Origin of the sequence: Micromonospora sp. NPDC000663 (genome assembly GCF_042898105.1) — a bacterium.
Classification (GTDB): Bacteria; Actinomycetota; Actinomycetes; order Mycobacteriales; family Micromonosporaceae; genus Micromonospora.
The window spans coordinates 73,085-91,989 of sequence record NZ_JBIAYR010000013.1 but is presented as its reverse complement, the minus strand read 5'-3'; the positions used below and the strand labels follow the sequence as shown (position 1 = coordinate 91,989).

At 73.4% G+C, this 18,905-nt stretch carries 18 protein-coding genes; 2 read left to right on the top strand and 16 right to left on the bottom strand.

Annotated features, from left to right (window positions below; all coding sequences use genetic code 11):
* The 3 genes from ribD to rpe all read right to left on the bottom strand — a co-directional run bounded on the left by ribD (position 1) and on the right by rpe (position 3,110).
* The gene (gene ribD / locus ACFY1S_RS27335; RefSeq protein ID WP_387123502.1) at positions 1-1,062 is read right to left on the bottom strand and encodes a bifunctional diaminohydroxyphosphoribosylaminopyrimidine deaminase/5-amino-6-(5-phosphoribosylamino)uracil reductase RibD; all 1,062 of its coding nucleotides are present in this window, start codon (positions 1,060-1,062) and stop codon (positions 1-3) included.
* A gap of 409 nt (positions 1,063-1,471) precedes the next feature.
* On the bottom strand, positions 1,472-2,428 hold the full coding sequence (locus tag ACFY1S_RS27330) for a response regulator (RefSeq protein WP_387123500.1): 957 nt from the start codon (positions 2,426-2,428) through the stop codon (positions 1,472-1,474).
* Position 2,429: 1 nt separating this feature from the next.
* Positions 2,430-3,110 carry a ribulose-phosphate 3-epimerase gene (gene rpe, locus ACFY1S_RS27325; RefSeq protein WP_364371035.1) on the bottom strand — a complete coding sequence of 227 codons (681 nt, stop codon included), beginning with the start codon at positions 3,108-3,110 and terminating at the stop codon, positions 2,430-2,432.
* Between the two features lie 253 nt (positions 3,111-3,363).
* Here rpe and ACFY1S_RS27320 point away from each other — a divergent pair, with 253 nt between their 5' ends.
* Both ACFY1S_RS27320 and ACFY1S_RS27315 read left to right on the top strand, forming a co-directional pair.
* Entirely contained in the window at positions 3,364-4,254 is an 891-nt protein-coding gene (locus ACFY1S_RS27320) for a septum formation family protein (protein ID WP_364371038.1), read from the top strand.
* A gap of 85 nt (positions 4,255-4,339) precedes the next feature.
* Positions 4,340-5,230 (top strand): septum formation family protein, encoded by an 891-nt coding sequence (locus ACFY1S_RS27315; RefSeq protein ID WP_387123497.1) that lies wholly within the window; start codon positions 4,340-4,342, stop codon positions 5,228-5,230.
* 51 nt (positions 5,231-5,281) lie between these two features.
* Here the strand turns inward: ACFY1S_RS27315 and ACFY1S_RS27310 are convergent, their stop codons facing one another.
* The 13 genes from ACFY1S_RS27310 to ACFY1S_RS27250 form a co-directional block, all read right to left on the bottom strand.
* Complete coding sequence (locus ACFY1S_RS27310) at positions 5,282-6,634, bottom strand: RsmB/NOP family class I SAM-dependent RNA methyltransferase (protein ID WP_387123496.1); 1,353 nt, start codon at positions 6,632-6,634, stop codon at positions 5,282-5,284.
* Positions 6,635-6,705: 71 nt separating this feature from the next.
* Complete coding sequence (gene fmt, locus ACFY1S_RS27305) at positions 6,706-7,632, bottom strand: methionyl-tRNA formyltransferase (protein WP_387123495.1); 927 nt, start codon at positions 7,630-7,632, stop codon at positions 6,706-6,708.
* A gap of 5 nt (positions 7,633-7,637) precedes the next feature.
* Positions 7,638-8,198, bottom strand: coding sequence for a peptide deformylase (gene def / locus ACFY1S_RS27300; RefSeq protein WP_387123494.1), 561 nt, complete (start codon positions 8,196-8,198; stop codon positions 7,638-7,640).
* 45 nt (positions 8,199-8,243) lie between these two features.
* Positions 8,244-9,512, bottom strand: coding sequence for a cytochrome P450 (locus ACFY1S_RS27295; protein ID WP_387123492.1), 1,269 nt, complete (start codon positions 9,510-9,512; stop codon positions 8,244-8,246).
* A gap of 87 nt (positions 9,513-9,599) precedes the next feature.
* Entirely contained in the window at positions 9,600-10,583 is a 984-nt protein-coding gene (locus ACFY1S_RS27290) for an AAA family ATPase (RefSeq protein WP_387123490.1), read from the bottom strand.
* A 252-nt stretch (positions 10,584-10,835) separates the two neighbouring features.
* Positions 10,836-12,779 (bottom strand): primosomal protein N', encoded by a 1,944-nt coding sequence (locus ACFY1S_RS27285; RefSeq protein WP_387123488.1) that lies wholly within the window; start codon positions 12,777-12,779, stop codon positions 10,836-10,838.
* 59 nt (positions 12,780-12,838) lie between these two features.
* Positions 12,839-14,032, bottom strand: a complete 1,194-nt coding sequence (gene metK, locus ACFY1S_RS27280; RefSeq protein WP_387123486.1) for a methionine adenosyltransferase — start codon at positions 14,030-14,032, stop codon at positions 12,839-12,841.
* A gap of 87 nt (positions 14,033-14,119) precedes the next feature.
* The gene (coaBC, locus tag ACFY1S_RS27275) at positions 14,120-15,331 is read right to left on the bottom strand and encodes a bifunctional phosphopantothenoylcysteine decarboxylase/phosphopantothenate--cysteine ligase CoaBC (protein WP_387123484.1); all 1,212 of its coding nucleotides are present in this window, start codon (positions 15,329-15,331) and stop codon (positions 14,120-14,122) included.
* 14 nt (positions 15,332-15,345) lie between these two features.
* Positions 15,346-15,609 carry a DNA-directed RNA polymerase subunit omega gene (gene rpoZ, locus ACFY1S_RS27270; protein WP_007075826.1) on the bottom strand — a complete coding sequence of 88 codons (264 nt, stop codon included), beginning with the start codon at positions 15,607-15,609 and terminating at the stop codon, positions 15,346-15,348.
* 64 nt (positions 15,610-15,673) lie between these two features.
* A complete protein-coding gene (locus ACFY1S_RS27265) occupies positions 15,674-16,207 on the bottom strand; it encodes a guanylate kinase (protein ID WP_387123482.1) in 534 nt (177 codons plus the stop codon).
* Positions 16,208-16,232: 25 nt separating this feature from the next.
* Positions 16,233-16,550, bottom strand: coding sequence for an integration host factor, actinobacterial type (mihF, locus tag ACFY1S_RS27260; protein WP_007458370.1), 318 nt, complete (start codon positions 16,548-16,550; stop codon positions 16,233-16,235).
* A 178-nt stretch (positions 16,551-16,728) separates the two neighbouring features.
* The gene (gene pyrF / locus ACFY1S_RS27255) at positions 16,729-17,565 is read right to left on the bottom strand and encodes an orotidine-5'-phosphate decarboxylase (protein WP_387123480.1); all 837 of its coding nucleotides are present in this window, start codon (positions 17,563-17,565) and stop codon (positions 16,729-16,731) included.
* A gap of 18 nt (positions 17,566-17,583) precedes the next feature.
* Entirely contained in the window at positions 17,584-18,858 is a 1,275-nt protein-coding gene (locus tag ACFY1S_RS27250) for an adenosylmethionine--8-amino-7-oxononanoate transaminase (RefSeq protein ID WP_387123478.1), read from the bottom strand.
* Between the last annotated feature and the right edge of the window lie 47 nt (positions 18,859-18,905).

Here is an 18,905-nt window from a genome sequence, read left to right as displayed (position 1 = left end):
TCAGCCCTCCCTCTTACGGGGCAAAGCGGTGATCCGGAGGTCCGGACCGACCTGCGTAACGTCGACGAACTCCAGATCGATTGCCTCAGCGATGGTCGTCACTCCCGCGTCGAGCAGGGCCGTGGGGCCGGCGCCGAGCAGCCGGGGCGCGACGTACCCGATGATCTTGTCGACCAGCCCGGCGGCGAGGAACGCGCCGGCCAGCCGGGGGCCTCCCTCCAGGAGCACCGCGCGGACCCCGCGCTGGTGCAGCGCCGCGAGCAGCGCCGGCAGGTCGACCCGGCCGTCCGGGCCGGCGCCGACCTCCGCGGCCGTCGCGATCCACGTCCGGGCGGCACCGTCGCGGACCCGGGCGTCGGCCGGGGTACGTCCCGAGCTGTCCACCACCACCCGCAGCGGCTGCCGGATGGCCAGGCTGCCGTCGCGCAGGTTGCGGGCGGTCAGCCGGGGATCGTCGGCGAGTACGGTGCCCACCCCGGCGAGGACCGCGTCGACGGTGCCGCGCAGCGCGTGCACGTCGATCCGGGCCGCCTCCGAGGTGATCCACATGCTGGTGCCGTCCGCCGCGGCGGAGCGCCCGTCAAGGGTGGCGGCGTACTTCCAGATGACGTACGGCCAGCCCCGGCGCATCGAGGTCAGCCACGCGACGTTGCCGGCCTCGGCCTCGTCGCCGCGTACCCCCAGGTCGACCCGGACCCCTGCGGAGCGCAACGTGGCGGCACCGCCGGAGGCCACCGGGTTGGGGTCGGGCACGGCGATGACCACCCGGGCCACCCCGGCCTGGACAAGCGCGGTGCTGCAGGGCCCGGTGCGGCCTGTGTGGTTGCAGGGTTCCAGAGTGACGACCGCGGTGCCGCCCTTGGCGCGCTGCCCGGCCTGGGCCAACGCGACGATCTCTGCGTGCGGCCCGCCGGCGTAGGCGTGGAAGCCCTCCCCGACGACCTGACCGTCCTCGTCGAGCAGCACACAGCCGACCACCGGGTTGGGGCTGGTCGTGCCCAACCCCCGTGCGGCCAGCTCGATCGCACGCCGCATCGCCTCGTCGACGGAGACGCTGGCCATCGCCCTTTCCCGCCCTCTCACTCGCCGGTCCGCGCGCTGGCGGTCAGGGAGGCGGCATGGGCCGCGGGCAGGCGGTGGCGGATTCCGGGAACGGCACAGCCGCCCCGGAGGGTGGGCACGGCACGCTGACGCCAGCGGCCGGGCGGACCCGTCCGTCCCGCGCGCTGTCTCCCATCCGGACTGTCTGGGTGCGGACGAACCGCTCCCAACCGTCGGCCCCGGAGTTTCACCAGGTCCACCGGCCGGCCGAAGCCGTCCGGGTCGCGGGCTGACCACGGTCGGACCGTGGATCACCGCCGGTTCGGAATTTCACCGAGTCCCGCCAGCGCGTGGTGGGTACCTCGCAGTCTTACACGCCGGACACGGTGTGTCCTTATCCAGGCGAGCTACTTCACAGCGGGATCACGCGTCAGGTGACGCCGCGCCGCCGGTCCACCGCCACGTACGAACCGGGCTGGCTCTTGGCTACCGTCTTCATCTCCGAGGCCACCGCGATGGCTTCCAGGGGGTCGGTGAACCGCTTGCCGGAGTCGGAGAGGGAGACCCCGATGGAGAGGGTGACCAGGGCGGCCCGGCGGATCGTGCCCCGTCGATCCTTCAACTCGACGAAGCCCCGCTCCCGGTCGGTCGGGTCGTAGAGCGTGTCGGCCGACTTCTCGAAGTCGACCACCGCCCGGGAGGTCAGCGGACGGACCTGGTCCGGCGCGCAGACGATGACGAAGTCGTCGCCGCCGACGTGGCCGAGGAAGGCCGGCGGCAACCCCACCGCGACAACGGCCCGGTGCAGGCTGCGGGCCAGGGCGGAGATGAAGTCGTCGCCGCGGACGAAGCCGTACCTGTCGTTGACGCTCTTGAACCGGTCGATGTCGATGTAGCCGACCGCGTAGTCCACGCCGTGCCGGACCCGGTCGCTGATCTCCCGCCGGATCCGGCTGTTGCCGGGCAGCCCGGTCAGCGGCGAGACCTCCCGGAACTCCTTGTTGCGGCGCAGGGTCGACGAGACGCGGGCCACCAGCTCGGCGGTGTCGAACGGCTTGACCAGGTAGTCGTCGGCGCCGGCGCTGAGCCCGTGCACCTTGTCCACGGTCATGCCCTTCGCGGTCAGCATGATCACCGGCAGGGCGGAGGTCATCGGGTCGGCGCGCAGCCGCCGGGTCAGCTCCAACCCGTCGATGCGGGGCATCATGAGGTCGACCACGGCCAGGTCGGGCCGCTGCCGCTCGATGACCTCCAGGGCCTCCTGGCCGTCGCTGGCGTGGATCACGTCGAAGCCGTGCAACCGCAGGTTGAACTCGACGAAACGAGCGATGTCCTCGTCGTCGTCGACGACGAGGATGATGTCCTTGCGGTCGCCGTCGGGCTCCACCTCAGGCCCCGGGAGTCGCGCGTTCCGCGAGTGCCCGCAGGTGCCGTACGGCCTGGGCCGGGTCGGCGGCGCCGTACACGGCGGTGCCGGCCACGAACGCGTCGGCGCCGGCGGACGCCGCCTGCTCGATGGTGTCGGCGGCGATCCCGCCGTCCACCTCGATGCGCAGCTCCAGGTGCCCGGTGTCGACGTGCCGGCGGGCGGCGCGGACCTTGTCCAGCAGCTGGGGGATGAACCGCTGCCCGCCGAAGCCCGCCTTGATCGTCATGATCAGCAGGGTGTCGAAGCTGGGCAGCAGGTCCAGGTACGGCTCGATCGGGGTGTCCCGGTCGATGGCCAGTCCGGCCTTCGCGCCCGCCGAACGCAGATCCTTCGCCAGTGCCACCGGGTCGTCGCACGCCTCGGCGTGGAACGTCACGTTGTACGCCCCGGCGTCGGCGTAGCCGGGGGCCCAGCGGCGCGGGTCCTCGATCATCAGGTGCACGTCGAACGGCATCTCGGTGACCGCCCGCAGGCTCTGCACCACAGGCAGACCGATCGTCAGGTTCGGCACGAAATGGTTGTCCATCACGTCCACGTGCAACCAGTCCGCGGCGTCCTGGACGGCGCGGACCTCTTCGGCGAGACGGGCGAAATCGGCGGCCAGGATGCTCGGCGCGACGATCGGCGGCGGTACGGTCACGAGGCCAGTGTACGAACGCGGCCACCCGCCGCCCGCATCGCGGCACCACCTCGGACGCGCTGTGACCCGGCAGTGACCAGTGGTGCAGAATTGGTCGATCCGGACTGGCGAATCCGGACGAACAGACATCAGCTACTGGCCGATCGACGGAAACGCGACGACACTCCAACCGGGACGGTGCCGTAGGCTGCACGCCCGCCGGGGTCTCGCCGCGGGGCGCGGTGACCGGCCGCCAGCTCCCGGGAGGCGGACGATGCGACGGTGGCTCGGAGTGCTGGCGTTGGTGTGCGTCACGACGGTGCTGCTGACCGGCTGCGGGCCGGCCCGGGGCGCGGACGGTGACCTGACCGACGACTGGCCCGGACTGGGCGCCCCCCAGCCGTTCACCCCGGCCACCGACACCTGCCTGCCGCGCATCACCTCCATCGTGCAGGCCAGCACGTACGAGACGGTGGACTGCGCGCGCAGCCACCTGGCCGAGGCGATCCACGTCGGCGCCTTCACCGGCCCCGCCGCGTCGACCAGGACCCGGCCCGGTCCGGGCTCACCGGCGCTGCGCGCCGCCCGCGCCGAGTGCGACCAGCGGGCCCGGGAGGTGCTCGGCGGCGACTGGCACACCGCACGGCTCAGCCTGTCCCTCGCGCTGCCGTCCGCACCCGCCTGGGCCGGCGGCGGCCGCTGGTTCCGCTGCGACCTGAGCGAGACCGACAGCATCGACAACACCCGCCCGGTGAACCGCAGCGGCAGCCTGCGCGGGGCCCTGATCGGCGACGCCCCACTGACGCACCGCTGCTTCGACCCCAAACTGATCGGCGACAACCTCAACTACATGGCGCCCGTGCTGTGCACCGAACCGCACCGGGCCGAGTTCGTCGGCGTCTACACCGAGCGCGACATGAGCTGGGCCGAGTTCACCCGCTCCGCCGAGCAGGCGCACCGCCGCTGCATGGCCCTGATCGCCGCGTACGCCGACGTGCCGAACAACGCCGACCTGCCGTACCGGGCCGGGTCCATCTACTACCCACCGTCGCAACGGGAGTGGGAGGAGGGTGACCGGGGCGTGCGGTGTTTCCTGTGGAGCGACGACCGCAAGCTCACCCGTTCGATGCGCGGCGTCGGCCCCGAGGGACTACCGGCGATCTGAGCATCGGTGCCGTATGCTGCTGCGCCGTGGCGCTACCGACCGGCCGAGGGGTCGACCGGAGGCCACCAGCGGCGGGAGGTCGGAGATGCGACGGTGGTTGACGGCGGTTGCCGGTGGCGCGGCGGTTGCCCTGGCGCTCGCCGGGTGTGGCGCGCCGGCCGGGGTCGACAGCAACCTCACCGACGACTGGCCCGCGCCCGTCGCGGCGCAGCAGTTCGTTCCCGCCGCCGACGTCTGCCACCACTCCTCGCAGCAGGTCGGTTTCCTCACCGGCTACAACCCGATGTCGTGCGCCGAGTCGCACCGCGTGGAGACCCTGTTCGTCGGCACCCTCACCGGTAAGGGCGCGGAGCGCGGCACACCCCCGCCGCCCGGCTCGGAGGGCATGCGGGCCGCGCAGGCCGGCTGCGACAAGGAGGTCAGCAAGGCCGTCGGCGCGGACTGGCGCTCCGGCCGGCTCGGCCTGACCGTCGTCCTGCCATCCGCGTCCGCCTGGGCCGGCGGGGCCCGCTGGTACCGCTGCGACGTCACCGAGATCGCCAGCATCGACGACACGGCAGTCGACCTGCGCACCGGCAGTCTCCGCGGATCGTTGACCGGGGCGGCGCCGTTGGCGTACCGCTGCTTCAACCCCAAGCTCGTCAAGGACGACATCGACGAGATGGTCGCGGTGCCCTGCACCGCCAAGCATCACGCCGAGTTCGTCGGGATCTGGCAGGCCCCGGACATCAGCTACGCCGAGTTCACCCGCACCACCAAGCGGACCCACCGGGCCTGCCAGACGATGACCGCGAAGTTCGCCAAGGTGCCGGACAACTCGCAGCTCGACTTCCGCGCCGGGACGATCTACTACCAGCCGTACGAGCAGGAGTGGAAGAACGGGAACCGGGGCGTGCAGTGCTTCCTGTGGATCAGCGACCGGAACCTGACCCGTTCGCTGCGCAACGCGGGCACGAAGGGTCTCCCGGTCACCTGACCGGCCGGGCACGACCGCACCCGGCCGGACCCGGCCGGGTGCGGTGTCGCGTCAGCCCTTACGCAGGACGGCGAGGAACATCGCGTCGGTGCCGTGCCGGTGCGGCCACAGCTGCACCGTCGGGCCGTCGCCGAGGCCCGGCATGCCGGCCGGCAGCAGCGGTCGGGCGTCGACGAAGTCCACCGACACACCGCTGCGGCGGGCCGCCTCGGTGACCGTCACGTGCGTCTCGACGGTGTGCGGCGAGCACGTGACGTAGGCGACCAGCCCGCCCGGGCGGGCCGCCCGCAGCGCCGCGCCGAGCAGCTCACGTTGCAGCCGGGTCAACGGCGGCAGGTCCGAGGGCTGGCGACGCCAGCGGGACTCCGGCCGGCGGCGCAGCGACCCCAACCCGGTGCAGGGGGCGTCCACCAGGACCCGGTCGAAGTGCCCCTCGGGCAGCTTCGGGTCCGCGCCGACCTCACGGCCGTCGGTGGCCAGCACGGCCACCGGCAGCCCCCGGGTCGCCTGGGACACCAGCCGGGCCCGGTGCTCGGCCACCTCCACAGCGGTCACCCGGGCGCCGCGCTGCGCGGCAAGCGCGCCGAGCAGCCCGGCCTTGCCGCCGGGACCGGCACACAGGTCCAACCAGCGCCCGTCCGGGCCGTCCAGCGGCGCGTCGGCCAGGGCGGCGGCCACCAGCTGGGAGCCCTCGTCCTGGACGTGGGCGCGGCCGTCCGCCACCGCCGGCACGTCGCCAGGCGCGCCGCCGGGCAGATAGACGGCGTACGGCGAGAACGCGCCAGGCGCGCCGCCGACCTGGTCGGCCAGCTCCACCGGGTCGATCAGGCCGGGCCGGGCGCACAGGTGCACAGGCGGCCGCTCGTTGTCCTCGATCAGGAGGCGTGCCGTCTCACCCAGGTCACCGTCGAGCGCCTCGGAGAAGGCCCGCACGATCCACTGCGGGTGGCTGTACGCGACCGCCAGGTGCCCGACCGGGTCGGTCTCCATCGGCGGGGCGATCTTCGCCACCCAGCCGTCGGAGTCGCGGGTCGACACCTCCCGCAGCACCGCGTTGGCGAACCCGGTGGCACCCGGCGCGACGGCGCGGACCAGGTCCACCGTCGAGGAGACCGCGGCGTGCGGCGGCACCCGGGTGTGCAGGAGCTGGTACGCCCCGATCCGCAGCGCGTCGCGGACCGGCGGGTCGATCCGGGCCACGTCCCGCCCGGCCGCGTCGGTGAGGATCGCGTCCAACGTGCCCAGGTGACGCAGCGTGCCGTAGGTCAGCTCGGTGGCGAAGGCCGCGTCCCTGCCGAACAGCCCCTCCTCGCGCAGGATGATCGGCAGCACCAGGTTGGCGAACGCGTCGTCGCGGTGCACCGCCGCCACCGCCTCGTACGCCGCACGGCGCGGACGGTCCATCGGCGGTCGTACCGGCCGGCGGTCCCCACCACGACCTGTCGAGCGCGGCGGACGGGTCCCCTCCGGGGCCGTCACGCCAGGTCCTCGCCGGCATCGACGCGGACGCCCCGCGCCCAGTCGGTCGCCGACATGGCCCGCTTGCCCGCGGCACGCACCTCGCCGAGTCGCACCGGCGCGGTGGCCGTACCGGCAAGCACCCGGGCCTTCTCAACAAGCAACTCCCCCGGCTTCAACTCCGGCCCGTCGGGCACCGGCACGACCGGGCCGAGTTTCACCCGCTCGCCCCGGAACGTCGTCCAGGCACCCGGCGCGGGCGTGCACGCCCGGATCCGGCGGTCCACGGCGAACGCCGGGTCGGCCCAGCGGACCCGGGCGTCGTCCACAGTCAGCTTCGGCGCCAGCGACACCCCGTCGGCGGGCTGCGGCTCGGCGCGGGCGGTGCCGTCGGCTATCGCGTCGAGCACCGCCACGAGCAGCCCGGCGCCGGAGTCGGCGAGCCGCGCCAGCAGGTCACCGGACGTGTCGGTGGGGCGGACCTCGTCGGTAAGGGTGCCGTACACCGGGCCGGTGTCCAGGCCCTGCTCCAGCTGGAAGACGCTGGCGCCGGTCAGCTCGTCACCGTGCAGGACGGCGTGCTGCACGGGCGCGGCACCCCGCCAGGCCGGCAACAGCGAAAAGTGCAGGTTGATCCAGCCGTACCGGGGGATCTCCAGGGCGGCCGGCGGCACCAGCGCGCCGTACGCGACAACGGGCACGCAGTCCGGTGCCAGCTCGCGCAGCCGGTCGAGGAACTCCGGATCGCGGGGGCGGGCCGGCGTGAGCACCTCCACGCCGTGCTCGTCGGCCCACTCGCCCACCGGGGAGCGGGACAGGCCCCGCCCACGCCCGGCGGGCGCGTCGGGTCGGGTGACCACGGCAACCAACTCGTGCCGGGAGACGGCGACGGCGGTCAGCGCGGGGACGGCGACTGCCGGCGTACCGGCGAAGATCACACGCATCCGGGTCACCGACCCAGACCGAAGGGGCTGCCCGCGCCGTGCGGGTTGACCTTGACCACCGGCGGGGCGGCCGGGTCGTACCACTCGGCCTGACGGATCGCCTTCATGGCCTCCTTGCGGCCGGCGGAGTCGAGCCGGTCCAGGAAGAGCACACCGTCGAGGTGGTCGGTCTCGTGCTGCACACAGCGGGCCATCAGGCCGGTGCCGACGATCTGCATCGGGTCGCCGTAGCCGTTGAAGCCCTTGGCGATGACGTTCTGTCGGCGCTTGGTGTCGAAGTAGAGCCCGGGGATGGACAGGCAGCCCTCGGGGCCGTCCTGCTCCTCCTCGTCGGGGAACTCCAGGACCGGGTTGACCAGGTGCCCGAGCACGTCGTCGACGTCGAAGGCGAACACCCGCAGGCTCACACCGAGCTGCGGGGCGGCCAGGCCGGCGCCGTTCTGCTCACGCATCGTGTCGGTGAGGTCGGCGACGAGCCTACGCAGCTCGACGTCGAAGTCGACAACCGGATCGGCCGGCGTGCGCAGCACCGGATCCCCAAAAAGACGGATGGGCTGGACGGTCACGCGGGACGGCTCCTTCATGGGTGGGACGGGCGGTGCCGTACCAGTCTACGGAGTGCCCGGGCGCGCACCGGCCGGCGCACCTCGATCGGCCGGTGCCGGTGTGCCAAGCGTCACCAGCAGGCTCTCGTAGCCGCGCAGGGTCAGCCGGGTCCGGTGCCGGGGCGGCTCGGCCAAAGCCAGCTCGGGCAGCCGGCGCAGCAGCATCGGGAACGCCAGCTGCGCCTCCAGCCGGGCCAGGCCGGCGCCGAGGCAGTAGTGCGGGCCGGCACCGAAGGACAGCGGATGCGCCTGCCCTCGGCTCGGGTCGAAACTCCCCGGGTCGGGGAACCGGCGCGGGTCGCGGTTGGCCGCGCCGAGCAGCAGCAGCGCCGTGCTGCCGGCCGGCAGGTCGAGCCCGCCGCAGCGCACCGGCGCGGTGCTGGTCCGGGTGGTCAGCTGCACCGGGGAGTCGTAGCGCAACAGCTCCTCGACGTACGCCGGGGCGAGCGCGGGGTCGGCGCGCAGCGCGTCGGCGGCCGCCGGGTGGCGCAGCAGCACGACGAGGCCGTTACCGAGCAGGTTGGTGGTGGTCTCGAAGCCGGCCACCAGCAGCACCACGAGGTTGGCCAGCAGCTCGTCGCCGGTGAGCCGTTCACCGTCGGCGTCGTGCACCTGGACCAGCGCGGTGGTCAGGTCGTCGGCCGGCGCCCGGCGTCGGGCGACGATCAGCTCGACGAAGTAGTCGCGCAGCTCGGCGGCGCCCGCGTCGGCGACCGCCAGCTCCTCGGTGGTGATCTCCGGCTCCAGCACCCCGGTGAGGTCCCCGGCCCACCGCCGGAACAGCGGCCGGTCGGCCGCCGGCACGCCGAGCAGCGCGCAGATCACCCCGACCGGCAGCGGGTACGCGAAGTCGGCGAGCACGTCGACCGGGCCGCCGCCCCCGGCGCGCTCGACGATCGCGTCGAGCAGCTCCTCGGCCTGCGCCCGCACCACGTCGCGCATCCCGGCGATCCGGCGCGGACTGAACGCCCCGGCGGCCAGCCGACGCATCCGGCTGTGGTCGGGCGGGTTGGTCCGCAGCATCGACCTGGCGATCGACGACACGGCGGGGCTCTGCCGCCAGTTCGGCCACATCTGGTCCCGCAGGGCGTCGTCGAGCACCCCGAGCCGGGGGTCGCGCAGCAGCTCGTCGACCTCCGGGTAGCCGGTCACCACGTACAGGCCGGGCAGCGCCTGCACCACGGGTCCGTGCGCGCGCAGCCGCTCGTACGTCGGGTAGGGGTCGACCCGCCCCTGCGGTGACATGAGCAGTGTGAGCGCCTCGGCAGCGTCCATGACCGGCCTCCCCCGTCGATACGTCGAAGGCTCCATCATGCCCACGCCGCCGGCGCCCGGCACCCCCGCTCGGGAGCCGACGTCGGGTCAGGCGCTGACGCTCGGGTCCCCCGCGAGCACCGCGTCGCCGCCGAGCAGGGCGGGCTCCGGCAGCGGCAGCTGGATCCGGTGGGCCGCCTCCCAGTCGTAGACCAGGCCGGGACGCACCTGCGCGGCGAAGTAGTCGATGGCGGTCATGCCGCCCACCACCTGCTCGTCGACCTCCGCGACGAGCTGGGCCGGCACGAGGGAGAAGCCGCTCTGCAGGGCGGCGCTGAGCCGGCGGTGGCCGTCGACGACGAAGAAGTACTCACCCGTGAAGCCGATCTTCAACGGCTCCAGCCCCTCGTCACCGGCCTCGGCGACCTCACCGACGAACTCGGTGTCCCACAGTCCGCGCAGCGTGGCGATGTCCTCGGTCGGGTAGACCCGGGCCGGGTCGAGCAGCAGCAGCGGCGGGCCGTCGCGCAGCACCTCGGCGCCGAGCGTCCCCTCGTACGCGGCGACGATGTGCTCGATCACCTCGGCAGCCGACGCGCGGGTGGTGTCGCACACCAGGTCGTAGTTGCGCAGGCGGGCCTTGTCGACCCCGTACCTGACGATGAACCGGCTGCGCTCGCTCTCGCTGCGCTCGCGGAGCTTGGCCTTGGCCTCTTCGAGCGAGGCGTAGCTCTCGGCCGGGCCGGAGGGCCGGGCCAGCACGCGGCGGGCCGCCTCACCCGGCTCGGTGATCATGTGGACCTTGAGCGCGTCGGTGAAGAAGTGCCAGGCCAGCCGCGAATCCATGATCAGACTTTCGCCTGAGGCGGCGATGTCCCGCTGGAGCTGGTCGACGTAGCCGTCGACCGCCTGGTCCAGCTCGGCGTGCAGGTTGAGTTGCAGGGCGGTCATCTGCCGCTGCTGCGCCATCTCCCGGTAGAGGTCACCGACGCTGACCCGGCGCATCCCGAGCCGCTTGGCGATCTCCACCGACACGGTGCTCTTGCCGCTGCCGAGGTCGCCGTTGAAGACGATCGATTGTCGAACGGTCACGACTGGTCCACCCCTGATAACCGGCTGTTTGACATCATCGACATCGCGTCCGACCGACGCGTTCCCGCCACCGTCGCCGTCCTGCGGTGGCTCCGGTCCGGCGCTTTCGACGCCGTACCGCAACCAGGAACCGTCGTACGCCCGGGCATGACGGGCGATGCTACCACCCGAGCGGCGGCGCTCAGCCGGACGCGGTGTGCGGGCGCCACCCCCGCCGAGCAGGTCGGGGGCCGCCGGCGGCGGCCGAACCGGTCAGAACAGGCTCAGCGGATCGACCTGGAGGCGGACCGGATCGGCGGCCTTGCGGGCGGCCCGCGCCCCGGCGGCCGAGTGCAGCGCCTCGGCCAGCGCGGCGGCCCGGGCCCGGGGCACCCGGACGAGCATCCGCTCCCGGCCCTCGTCGGCGGGCACCGGCCCGAGCACCTCGGCATCGACGGGCAGCCGGGCGGCGGCGAGCAGGTCGGCCACGGCCTCCGCCGGGCCGGTGACGCTCGCCATCCGCACCGCCGGAGGGAAGCCCAGCTCCCGGCGCTCGGCCAGCTCGCGGACGGCGAACCAGGCCGCGTCCCAGCGCAGCAGCGCCTGCACCGGGGCCAACGCGCCGTCGGCGACCACCACCACCCGGCCCGCCGGGGCCGGCCGGGCCAGCGCTGCCGCGGCCAGCCAGCGCCGCAGAGCCTCCTCACCGGCCCGCAGGTCGGCCCGGGTCAGCAACGCCCACGAGTCGAGCAGCAGCACCGCGCCGTACCCGCCCTCGGCGACCGGCTCCGCGCCCGGGGTGGCCACCACCAGGGCCGCCCCGCCGGGCACCTCGGTGAGCACCTCCTCCCGCCCCGAGGTGCGCACCGGCACGCCGGGGAACGCCCGCCCCAACTCCTCGGCCGTCCGCCGCGCGCCGGTCACCGCGGCCCGCAGCCGCCGCCCCCCGCACTGCGGGCAGGCGTACGCGGGGGCCACCCGGGCGCACCAGCGGCAGGCCGGGGTGCCGCCGGCCGAGGGCAGCGCCAGCGGGCCGGCGCAGTGCGCGCAGCGCGCCGGCGTACGGCAGTCGGCGCACGCGATCGACGGCAGGTAGCCGCGCCGGGGCACCTGCACCAGCACCGGCAGGTCCGCCCGGACGGCGTCCCGGGCGGCCGTCCAGGCCAGGCTGGGCAGCCGGGCGGTCGCCGCGCCCGGGTCACGGGCCAACTGGGGGTCGTCGCCGGTCGGCGCGATGGCCGGAACCCGGGCGCGCACCGTCGCCCGGTCCGCCACGACCTCCCGCGCCCAGCCGGTCTCCAGCAGCAGCTGCGCCTCGGCGGTGCGGGCGAACCCACCGACGAGCGCACCGGCCTCGGCGAGCTGGGCGCGGGTGAGCAGGACGTCGCGGGCGTGCGGATAGGGCGCGCGGGGCTCGGAGTGCAGGTCGTCGCCGTCATCCCAGACGGCGACCAGGCCGAGCCGGTCCACCGGGGCGAACATCGCCGCCCGGGTGCCGATCACCACAGGCACCCGCCCGCGCCGGGCGGCGAGGAACGCCCGGTACCGCCGGGCCGGCCCGAGCGCGGCGGAGAGGCTGACGTGCCGCCCCGGACCGAGGACGGCCGTGAGCGCGGCGTCGAGCCGGTCGAGGTCGCGGGCGTCGGGCACCACCACCACGGCGCCCCGCCCACCGGCCACCGTCGCGGCTACAGCGTCGGCATAGCGGGCGGCCCAGTCCTCGCCGGGCAACGCCGACCAGACCGCGCGGGGCGCCCGGCCGTCGGTGAGCGCCCGCAGCAGGGCCGGGCCGGTCGGGTAGTCCCGCCACCCGCGCGGGTCCCCCGGGTCAGCGACCTCCTCCTCGGCGGCGGTCGGCCCTTCGGCGGGGGCGACGGACGTCGGCTCGTCGTCGCGGGGCTCCTTCTCCACCCGGGCGTGCCGGGGCGGCACCGCGAGCCGCAGCACGTCGGCGAGGCTGCCCGCGTACCTGTCGGCCACCGCGCGGGCCAGCCGGGCGATCTCCGGCGCCAGCACCGGCTCCGGGGAGACCACCTTCTCCAGGTACGCCAGCCGGCCGGTGTGCCCGGAGTCGTCGGCGCGGGACAGCAGCCACCCGTCGACGAGCTGCCCCGCGAAGCGCACCTTCACCCGGGTGCCGGGCACCGCCACGTCGTCCAGCTCGGCAGGCACCAGGTAGTCGAACGGCCGGTCCAGGTGCGCCAGGGGAACGTCCACGCAGACGCGCGCGACCGGCGACCCGTCCGCGGGTCGCCGGTCGCTACGCCTGGTGGCGGTCAGGCTCCCGCGGCCGACTTGAGGTCGGCGGCCCGGTCGGTGCTCTCCCACGTCAGGTCCGGCAGCTCCCGGCCGAAGTGGCCGTACGCGGCGGTCTGCTGGTAGATGGGGCGGAGCAGGTTGAGGTCCCGGATGATCGCGGCCGGGCGCAGGTCGAACACCTCGCCGACGGCCTTCTCGATCGAGGAGACGGGCACCGTCTCGGTGCCGAACGTCTCGATGAACAGGCTCACCGGGTGCGCCTTGCCGATGGCGTAGGCGACCTGCGCCTCACACCGCTCGGCCAGGCCGGCGGCGACCACGTTCTTGGCCACCCAACGCATCGCGTACGCGGCCGAGCGGTCCACCTTCGACGGGTCCTTGCCGGAGAACGCGCCGCCGCCGTGCCGGGCGTACCCGCCGTACGTGTCGACGATGATCTTGCGGCCGGTGAGGCCCGCGTCCCCCATCGGGCCGCCGATCTCGAACCGGCCGGTCGGGTTGACGAGCAGCCGGTAGCCGTCGGTGTCCAGACCGAGGCTCTCCAGCTCCGGGGCGATGACGTGGTCACGCACGTCCGGGGTGAGCAGCGAGTCCAGGGAGATGTCCGCGGCGTGCTGACTGGACACGACCACCGTGTTCAACCGGACCGGGCGCAGCCCCTCGTACTCGATGGTGACCTGGGTCTTGCCGTCCGGGCGCAGGTACGGGATCGTGCCGTCCTTGCGGACCGCGGCGAGCCGGCGCGCCAGACGGTGCGCGAGGGCGATCGGCAGCGGCATCAGCTCGGGCGTCTCCGAGCAGGCGAAGCCGAACATCATGCCCTGGTCGCCGGCGCCCTGCGCGTCGAGCGCGCTCTCCGACGCGCCGGTACGCAGCTCGAAGGCGTTGTCCACGCCCTGGGCGATGTCCTCGGACTGGGCGCCGATGGAGACACTGACGCCGCAGGAGGCACCGTCGAAGCCCTTCTTCGACGAGTCGTAGCCGATGTCGAGGATGGTCCGGCGGACGATCGTCGGGATGTCGGCGTACGCCTTGGTGGTCACCTCGCCGGCGATGTGCACCTGGCCGGTGGTGATCATGGTCTCGACCGCTACCCGGCTGTGCGGGTCCTCGGCGAGCAGGGCGTCGAGGATGCCATCGCTGATCTGGTCGGCGATCTTGTCCGGGTGGCCTTCCGTGACCGATTCGGACGTGAAGAGGCGGCGTGTCACGGCACTCCTAAGCGTGTGATGTCGTTCCGCGGCAGTCTAGTCACGACTGCGGCAGGTGTCGGGATCGGTTCCGCCCTGTTCCACCCGTCAGGAGCGGTCGGCCAGCCGCGCCACGACGAGGTCCCACACGGTGTCGGCGACGTCCTCCTTGGCCTGCTCCGGCAGCCGGCTGACCGAGCCGTCCGCGCCGATGACCGTCACCGTGTTGGTGTCGGCCCCGAAGACCTTGTCGGTGCCGACCTCGTTGATGACGATGAGGTCGGCCCGCTTCCGGGCGAGCTTCGCCCGACCGTTGGCCTCGGCGTCGCCGGTCTCGGCGGCGAACACGACAAGCACCTGCCCGTGTCGTTTGCGCTGGCCGAGCTCGGCGGCGATGTCCGGATTCGTGACGAGTTCGATTGTGGGAGCGACGCCGTCGTCCGACTTCTTGATTTTGCCAGGCGCGTACGTCGCCGGCCGGAAATCGGCCGGAGCCGCCGCCATCACCACCGCGTCGGCCTGGTCGGCGGCCTTGACCGTCGCCTCGCGCAGTTCGGCGGTGGAGCCGACGCGGACCAGGTCGACCCCCGCGGGGTCGGGGAGGGAGACGTTCGCCGCGATCAGGGTGACCCGGGCGCCCCGGGCGACCGCCGCGCGGGCGAAGGCGTAGCCCTGCTTGCCGGAGGAGCGGTTACCGAGGAAGCGGACCGGGTCCAGCGGTTCGCGGGTGCCACCGGCGGTGACGACCACCCGCCGGCCGGCCAGGTCGTCGGTGGGTGCGAAGGCGCCCCGGGCGAGGACCCGACGGGCCACGGCGAAGATCTCCGCCGGGTCGGGCAGCCGGCCCTTGCCGCTGTCCGCGCCGGTGAGCCGCCCGACGGCCGGCTCGATGACCCGGACCCCGCGGGCGCGCAGTGTGGCGACGTTCGCCACCGTGGCCGGGTGCTCCCACATCTCGGTGTGCATGGCCGGGGCCAGCAGCACCGGGCAGCGGGCGGTCAGCAGCGTGTTGGTCAGCAGGTCGTCGGCGAGCCCGTGCGCGGCCCTGGCGAGCAGGTCTGTGGTGGTCGGCGCGACCACCACCAGGTCGGCCTGCTGGCCGAGGCGCACGTGCGGGACCTCGTGCACGTCGGACCAGACGTCGTCGGCGACCGGCTGGCCGGACAACGCTGCCCAGGTCGGCGCTCCGACGAAGCGGAGCGCCGACGCGGTCGGCACGACGCGGACCCGGTGGCCCGACTCGGTGAAGAGTCGCAGCAGCTCACACGCCTTGTAGGCGGCGATGCCGCCGCCGACCCCGAGGACGATCGAGGCGGACATCGACGGTTGCGGGCTTACGGCTGGTCGGTCGGCTCGGCCGTCAGCAGGCCCGCGTTGATCTCGCGCATGGCGATGGAGAGGGGCTTCTCCTGGGGGGTGGTCTCCACGAGCGGGCCGACGTACTCGAGCAGGCCCTCACCGAGCTGGCTGTAGTAGGCGTTGACCTGGCGCGCCCGCTTGGCGGCGAAGATGACAAGCGCGTACTTCGACGTCGTCTTCTCGAGGAGCTCGTCGATCGGCGGGTTGGTGATGCCTTCGGGGTTGGCGATGGATCCCACGAATTAACCTCTGCGTCTTTCGAGCCGCGCGGACGCGGTGCTGAGTCTCAACGGTGGCCGGCGGTCAGCCGCGCACGCGCGACCAGGCCGGATCCGGATAAGAAGAACCGAGTAAGCCTACCAGCTCGTCGACGACCCGCTCGGTGTGGTCGTGCGTCAGGGCGTGGTCGAACCGGCCCACGACGGCGGCGTCGGGCGGTTGCCCGGGCGGGCTCAGCAACACCAGCCGGGCGTCGGGCAGGCGCGCCCGGATCAGAGGGGCGCCGCGCAGGTCGAGCGGGAGCAGCACCTGCTGCCCGGTGTCGAGCCGGGCGCGCAGCGGCGGATACGGCGTACCCCGGCGATGTGGGCCGGCCCTTGACCACTCCAGCAGCTCGCCGGCGGCGAGCCGGCGGTCGAACTCGGCCGGGGCGAGGAACACCCGGTCGACGCCGTCCACCTCGTGCTCCCGGCGCGGCCTGGTCGTGGCCTGCACCGGGATCCACACGGACGGAGAACGCGCCCGGACGAGCTCGACGACACTCTCCCTGCCGGAACCCGAAGGTCCAGCCAGGACAGTGAGCCGAGCCGCCGGGCGCGCCTCGTCATCCGTGCTCACTGCTTGTTTCTACACGCTGCCAGGTTCAGTTGGCGGCGAACTCTCCAAGCAGTGCCTTGCGCTGCTGCTCGCCGAGGCCACGCAGGCGACGGCTGTCAGCGATCTTGAGCTTCTCCATGATCTGGGTAGCCCGGATCTTGCCGATGCCCGGCATCGCCTGCAGGACGGCCGAAACCTTGAGCTTGCCCACGACGTCGTCGCTCTCGGCGCGCTCGAGGACGGCACCAAGGGTGGTCTTGCCCTGCTTGAGCTGCTCCTTCAGCTCGGCACGGGCCTTGCGGATCTCCGCGGCCTTCTCGAGCGCGGCAGCGCGCTGTTCGGGGGTCAGTGACGGGAGCGGCACCAGTTCTCCTCAGGTCCCTATCGCGGCGGGCGGGGCGCACCGCCGCATCTGTGAAACGTGGTGTCGCTGTGAACCAAGGGGTCCGTGGTTCCCAGCGCGGGGAAAACTAGCGGTCAACGGAGCTTTCGGCAACGTGGGCGCGTGATGATCAACACAAAGTGACCGAGCCGTCAGTCAGTCACGGGGCAGCCAGAACGGCCCGACACTCGCCGAGCACCCGGTCCGCGGCGGCCCGCAGCCCGGCGACGTCGGGGCCCGCCGAGAGCACTTCCCGGGAGTACGAGGGAAGCACCGCGGCGAGGCTCGGACCGAAGACGGTACGCAGATCGGCCGCCCCGGCACCCTGCGCGCCGAGCCCCGGCGCGAGCAGCGGACCCCCCACGCCGGAGAGGTCGTGACCGGTGTCACCGATGGTCGCGCCGACCACCAAACCGAAGCTGCCGAGCGGCTCCGCACCCTTGTTGAGCTGGGAAATCTCGTCGATCACGGTCTGCGCTACGGTGCGCCCGTCGGCCGTGCGGGCGCGCTGCACGGCGGCTCCCTCGGGGTTGGAGGTGAGGGCGAGCACGAAGACACCGCCGCCGCGCTCGGCTGCCAGCTCGAACATCGGGGCCAGCGAACCTACTCCCAGGTAGGGGCTCGCCGTGACCGCGTCGACATACATCGGGCTGGATGGATCGAGGTACGCGGAGGCGTACGCCTGGACCGTCGAGCCGATGTCGCCGCGCTTGACGTCCAGCAGAACGAGCGAACCGGCATTACGTAACTGTCGGATAGTTGACTCAAGAACAGCCACTCCGCAGGAGCCGAAACGCTCGAAAAAGGCCGACTGCGGCTTGACCACCGCAACCCGGTCACCGAGGGCGTCCACGACGGTCCGGGTGAACCGGTCAAGACCCTGGACGTCGTCCTCGAGGCCCCAGCGGGCCAGCAGAGCGGGATGCGGGTCGATGCCCACGCAGAGCGGTCCCCGTTCGATGACCGCCCGGTGCAGTCGGGTTCCGAAGGTCTCCATCGCGTACTTCCTCTCTCGTCAGCCGGCCGCCACCGCCGCCGCCACCCCGGACGTGATCCGGGCCAGGTCGGCGTCGTCGGTGACGTACGGCGGCATCGTGTAGACCAGGTCGCGGAACGGCCGCAACCACACCCCCCGCTCGACGGCCGCGGTGGTGGCCGCGCCGAGGTCGACCTCGTGGTCGAGCTGGACCACGCCGATCGCGCCGAGCACCCGCACGTCCGCCACCCCGGGCGCGCCGCGCAGCGGCTCCAGGCCGGCGCGTAGACCGGCGCCCACCCTCGCGACCTGCGCCGCCCAGTCCCCGGCCCGCAGCAGACCGATGGAGGCGTTGGCGACCGCGCACGCCAGGGGGTTGCCCATGAACGTGGGTCCGTGCGCCAGCACGCCGCCCGCGGAGATGCCCCGGGCGACCTCGGGGGTGCACAGCGTCGCGGCGAGGGTCAGGTACCCGCCGGTGAGCGCCTTGCCCACGCACAGCACGTCAGGGGTGACGCCGGCGTGCTCGGCGGCGAACATCTCGCCGGTACGGCCGAAGCCGGTGGCGATTTCGTCGAAGATCAGCAGGATCCCGTGCGCCCGGGTCACCTCGCGCAGGACGCGCAGGTAACCCGGGTGGTGAAAGCGCATCCCGCCGGCGCCCTGCACCACCGGCTCCACGATCACCGCGGCCACCTCGTCGGCGTGCCGCTCGACGGTGTCCACGAGCGCCGCCACGTACGCCTCGTCGGGCGGGTCGGTGAAGCCGCCCGGGGGGACCGGCGCGAAGACCTGCCGGGGCAGCACGTCGCCCCAGAGGTGGTGCATGCCGCCCTCGGGGTCGCAGACGCTCATCGGGTGGAACGTGTCGCCGTGGTAGCCGCCTCGCCAGGTCGCCAGCCGGCGCCGCTGCGGCCGTCCGACGGCCCGCTGGTACTGCAGGCACATCTTCACCGCCACCTCGACGCTTACCGAGCCGGAGTCGGCCAGGAAGACATGTTCCAGGCCGTCAGGCGTCAGCTCGACCAGGTTTTGGGCGAGTCGCACCGCGGGCTCGTGGGTGAGCCCGCCGAACATCACGTGGCTCATCCGGCCGAGCTGGTCGGTGACCGCCGCGTCCAGCACCGGGTGCCGGTACCCGTGGATCGCCGCCCACCAGGACGACATCCCGTCCACGACCTCCCGGCCGTCGGCGAGCCGCAGCCGCACCCCCTCCGCGCTGCGCACCACGTACGGCGGGTTCGCCGGCGGCAGCGCGGCATACGGGTGCCAGACGTGCGCCCGGTCGGCGGCCAGGATCTCCTCGGGTGTCACACGTACTCCTTCGCGCCAGGAACGGTCCGGACGGCGGACCTTTCGCG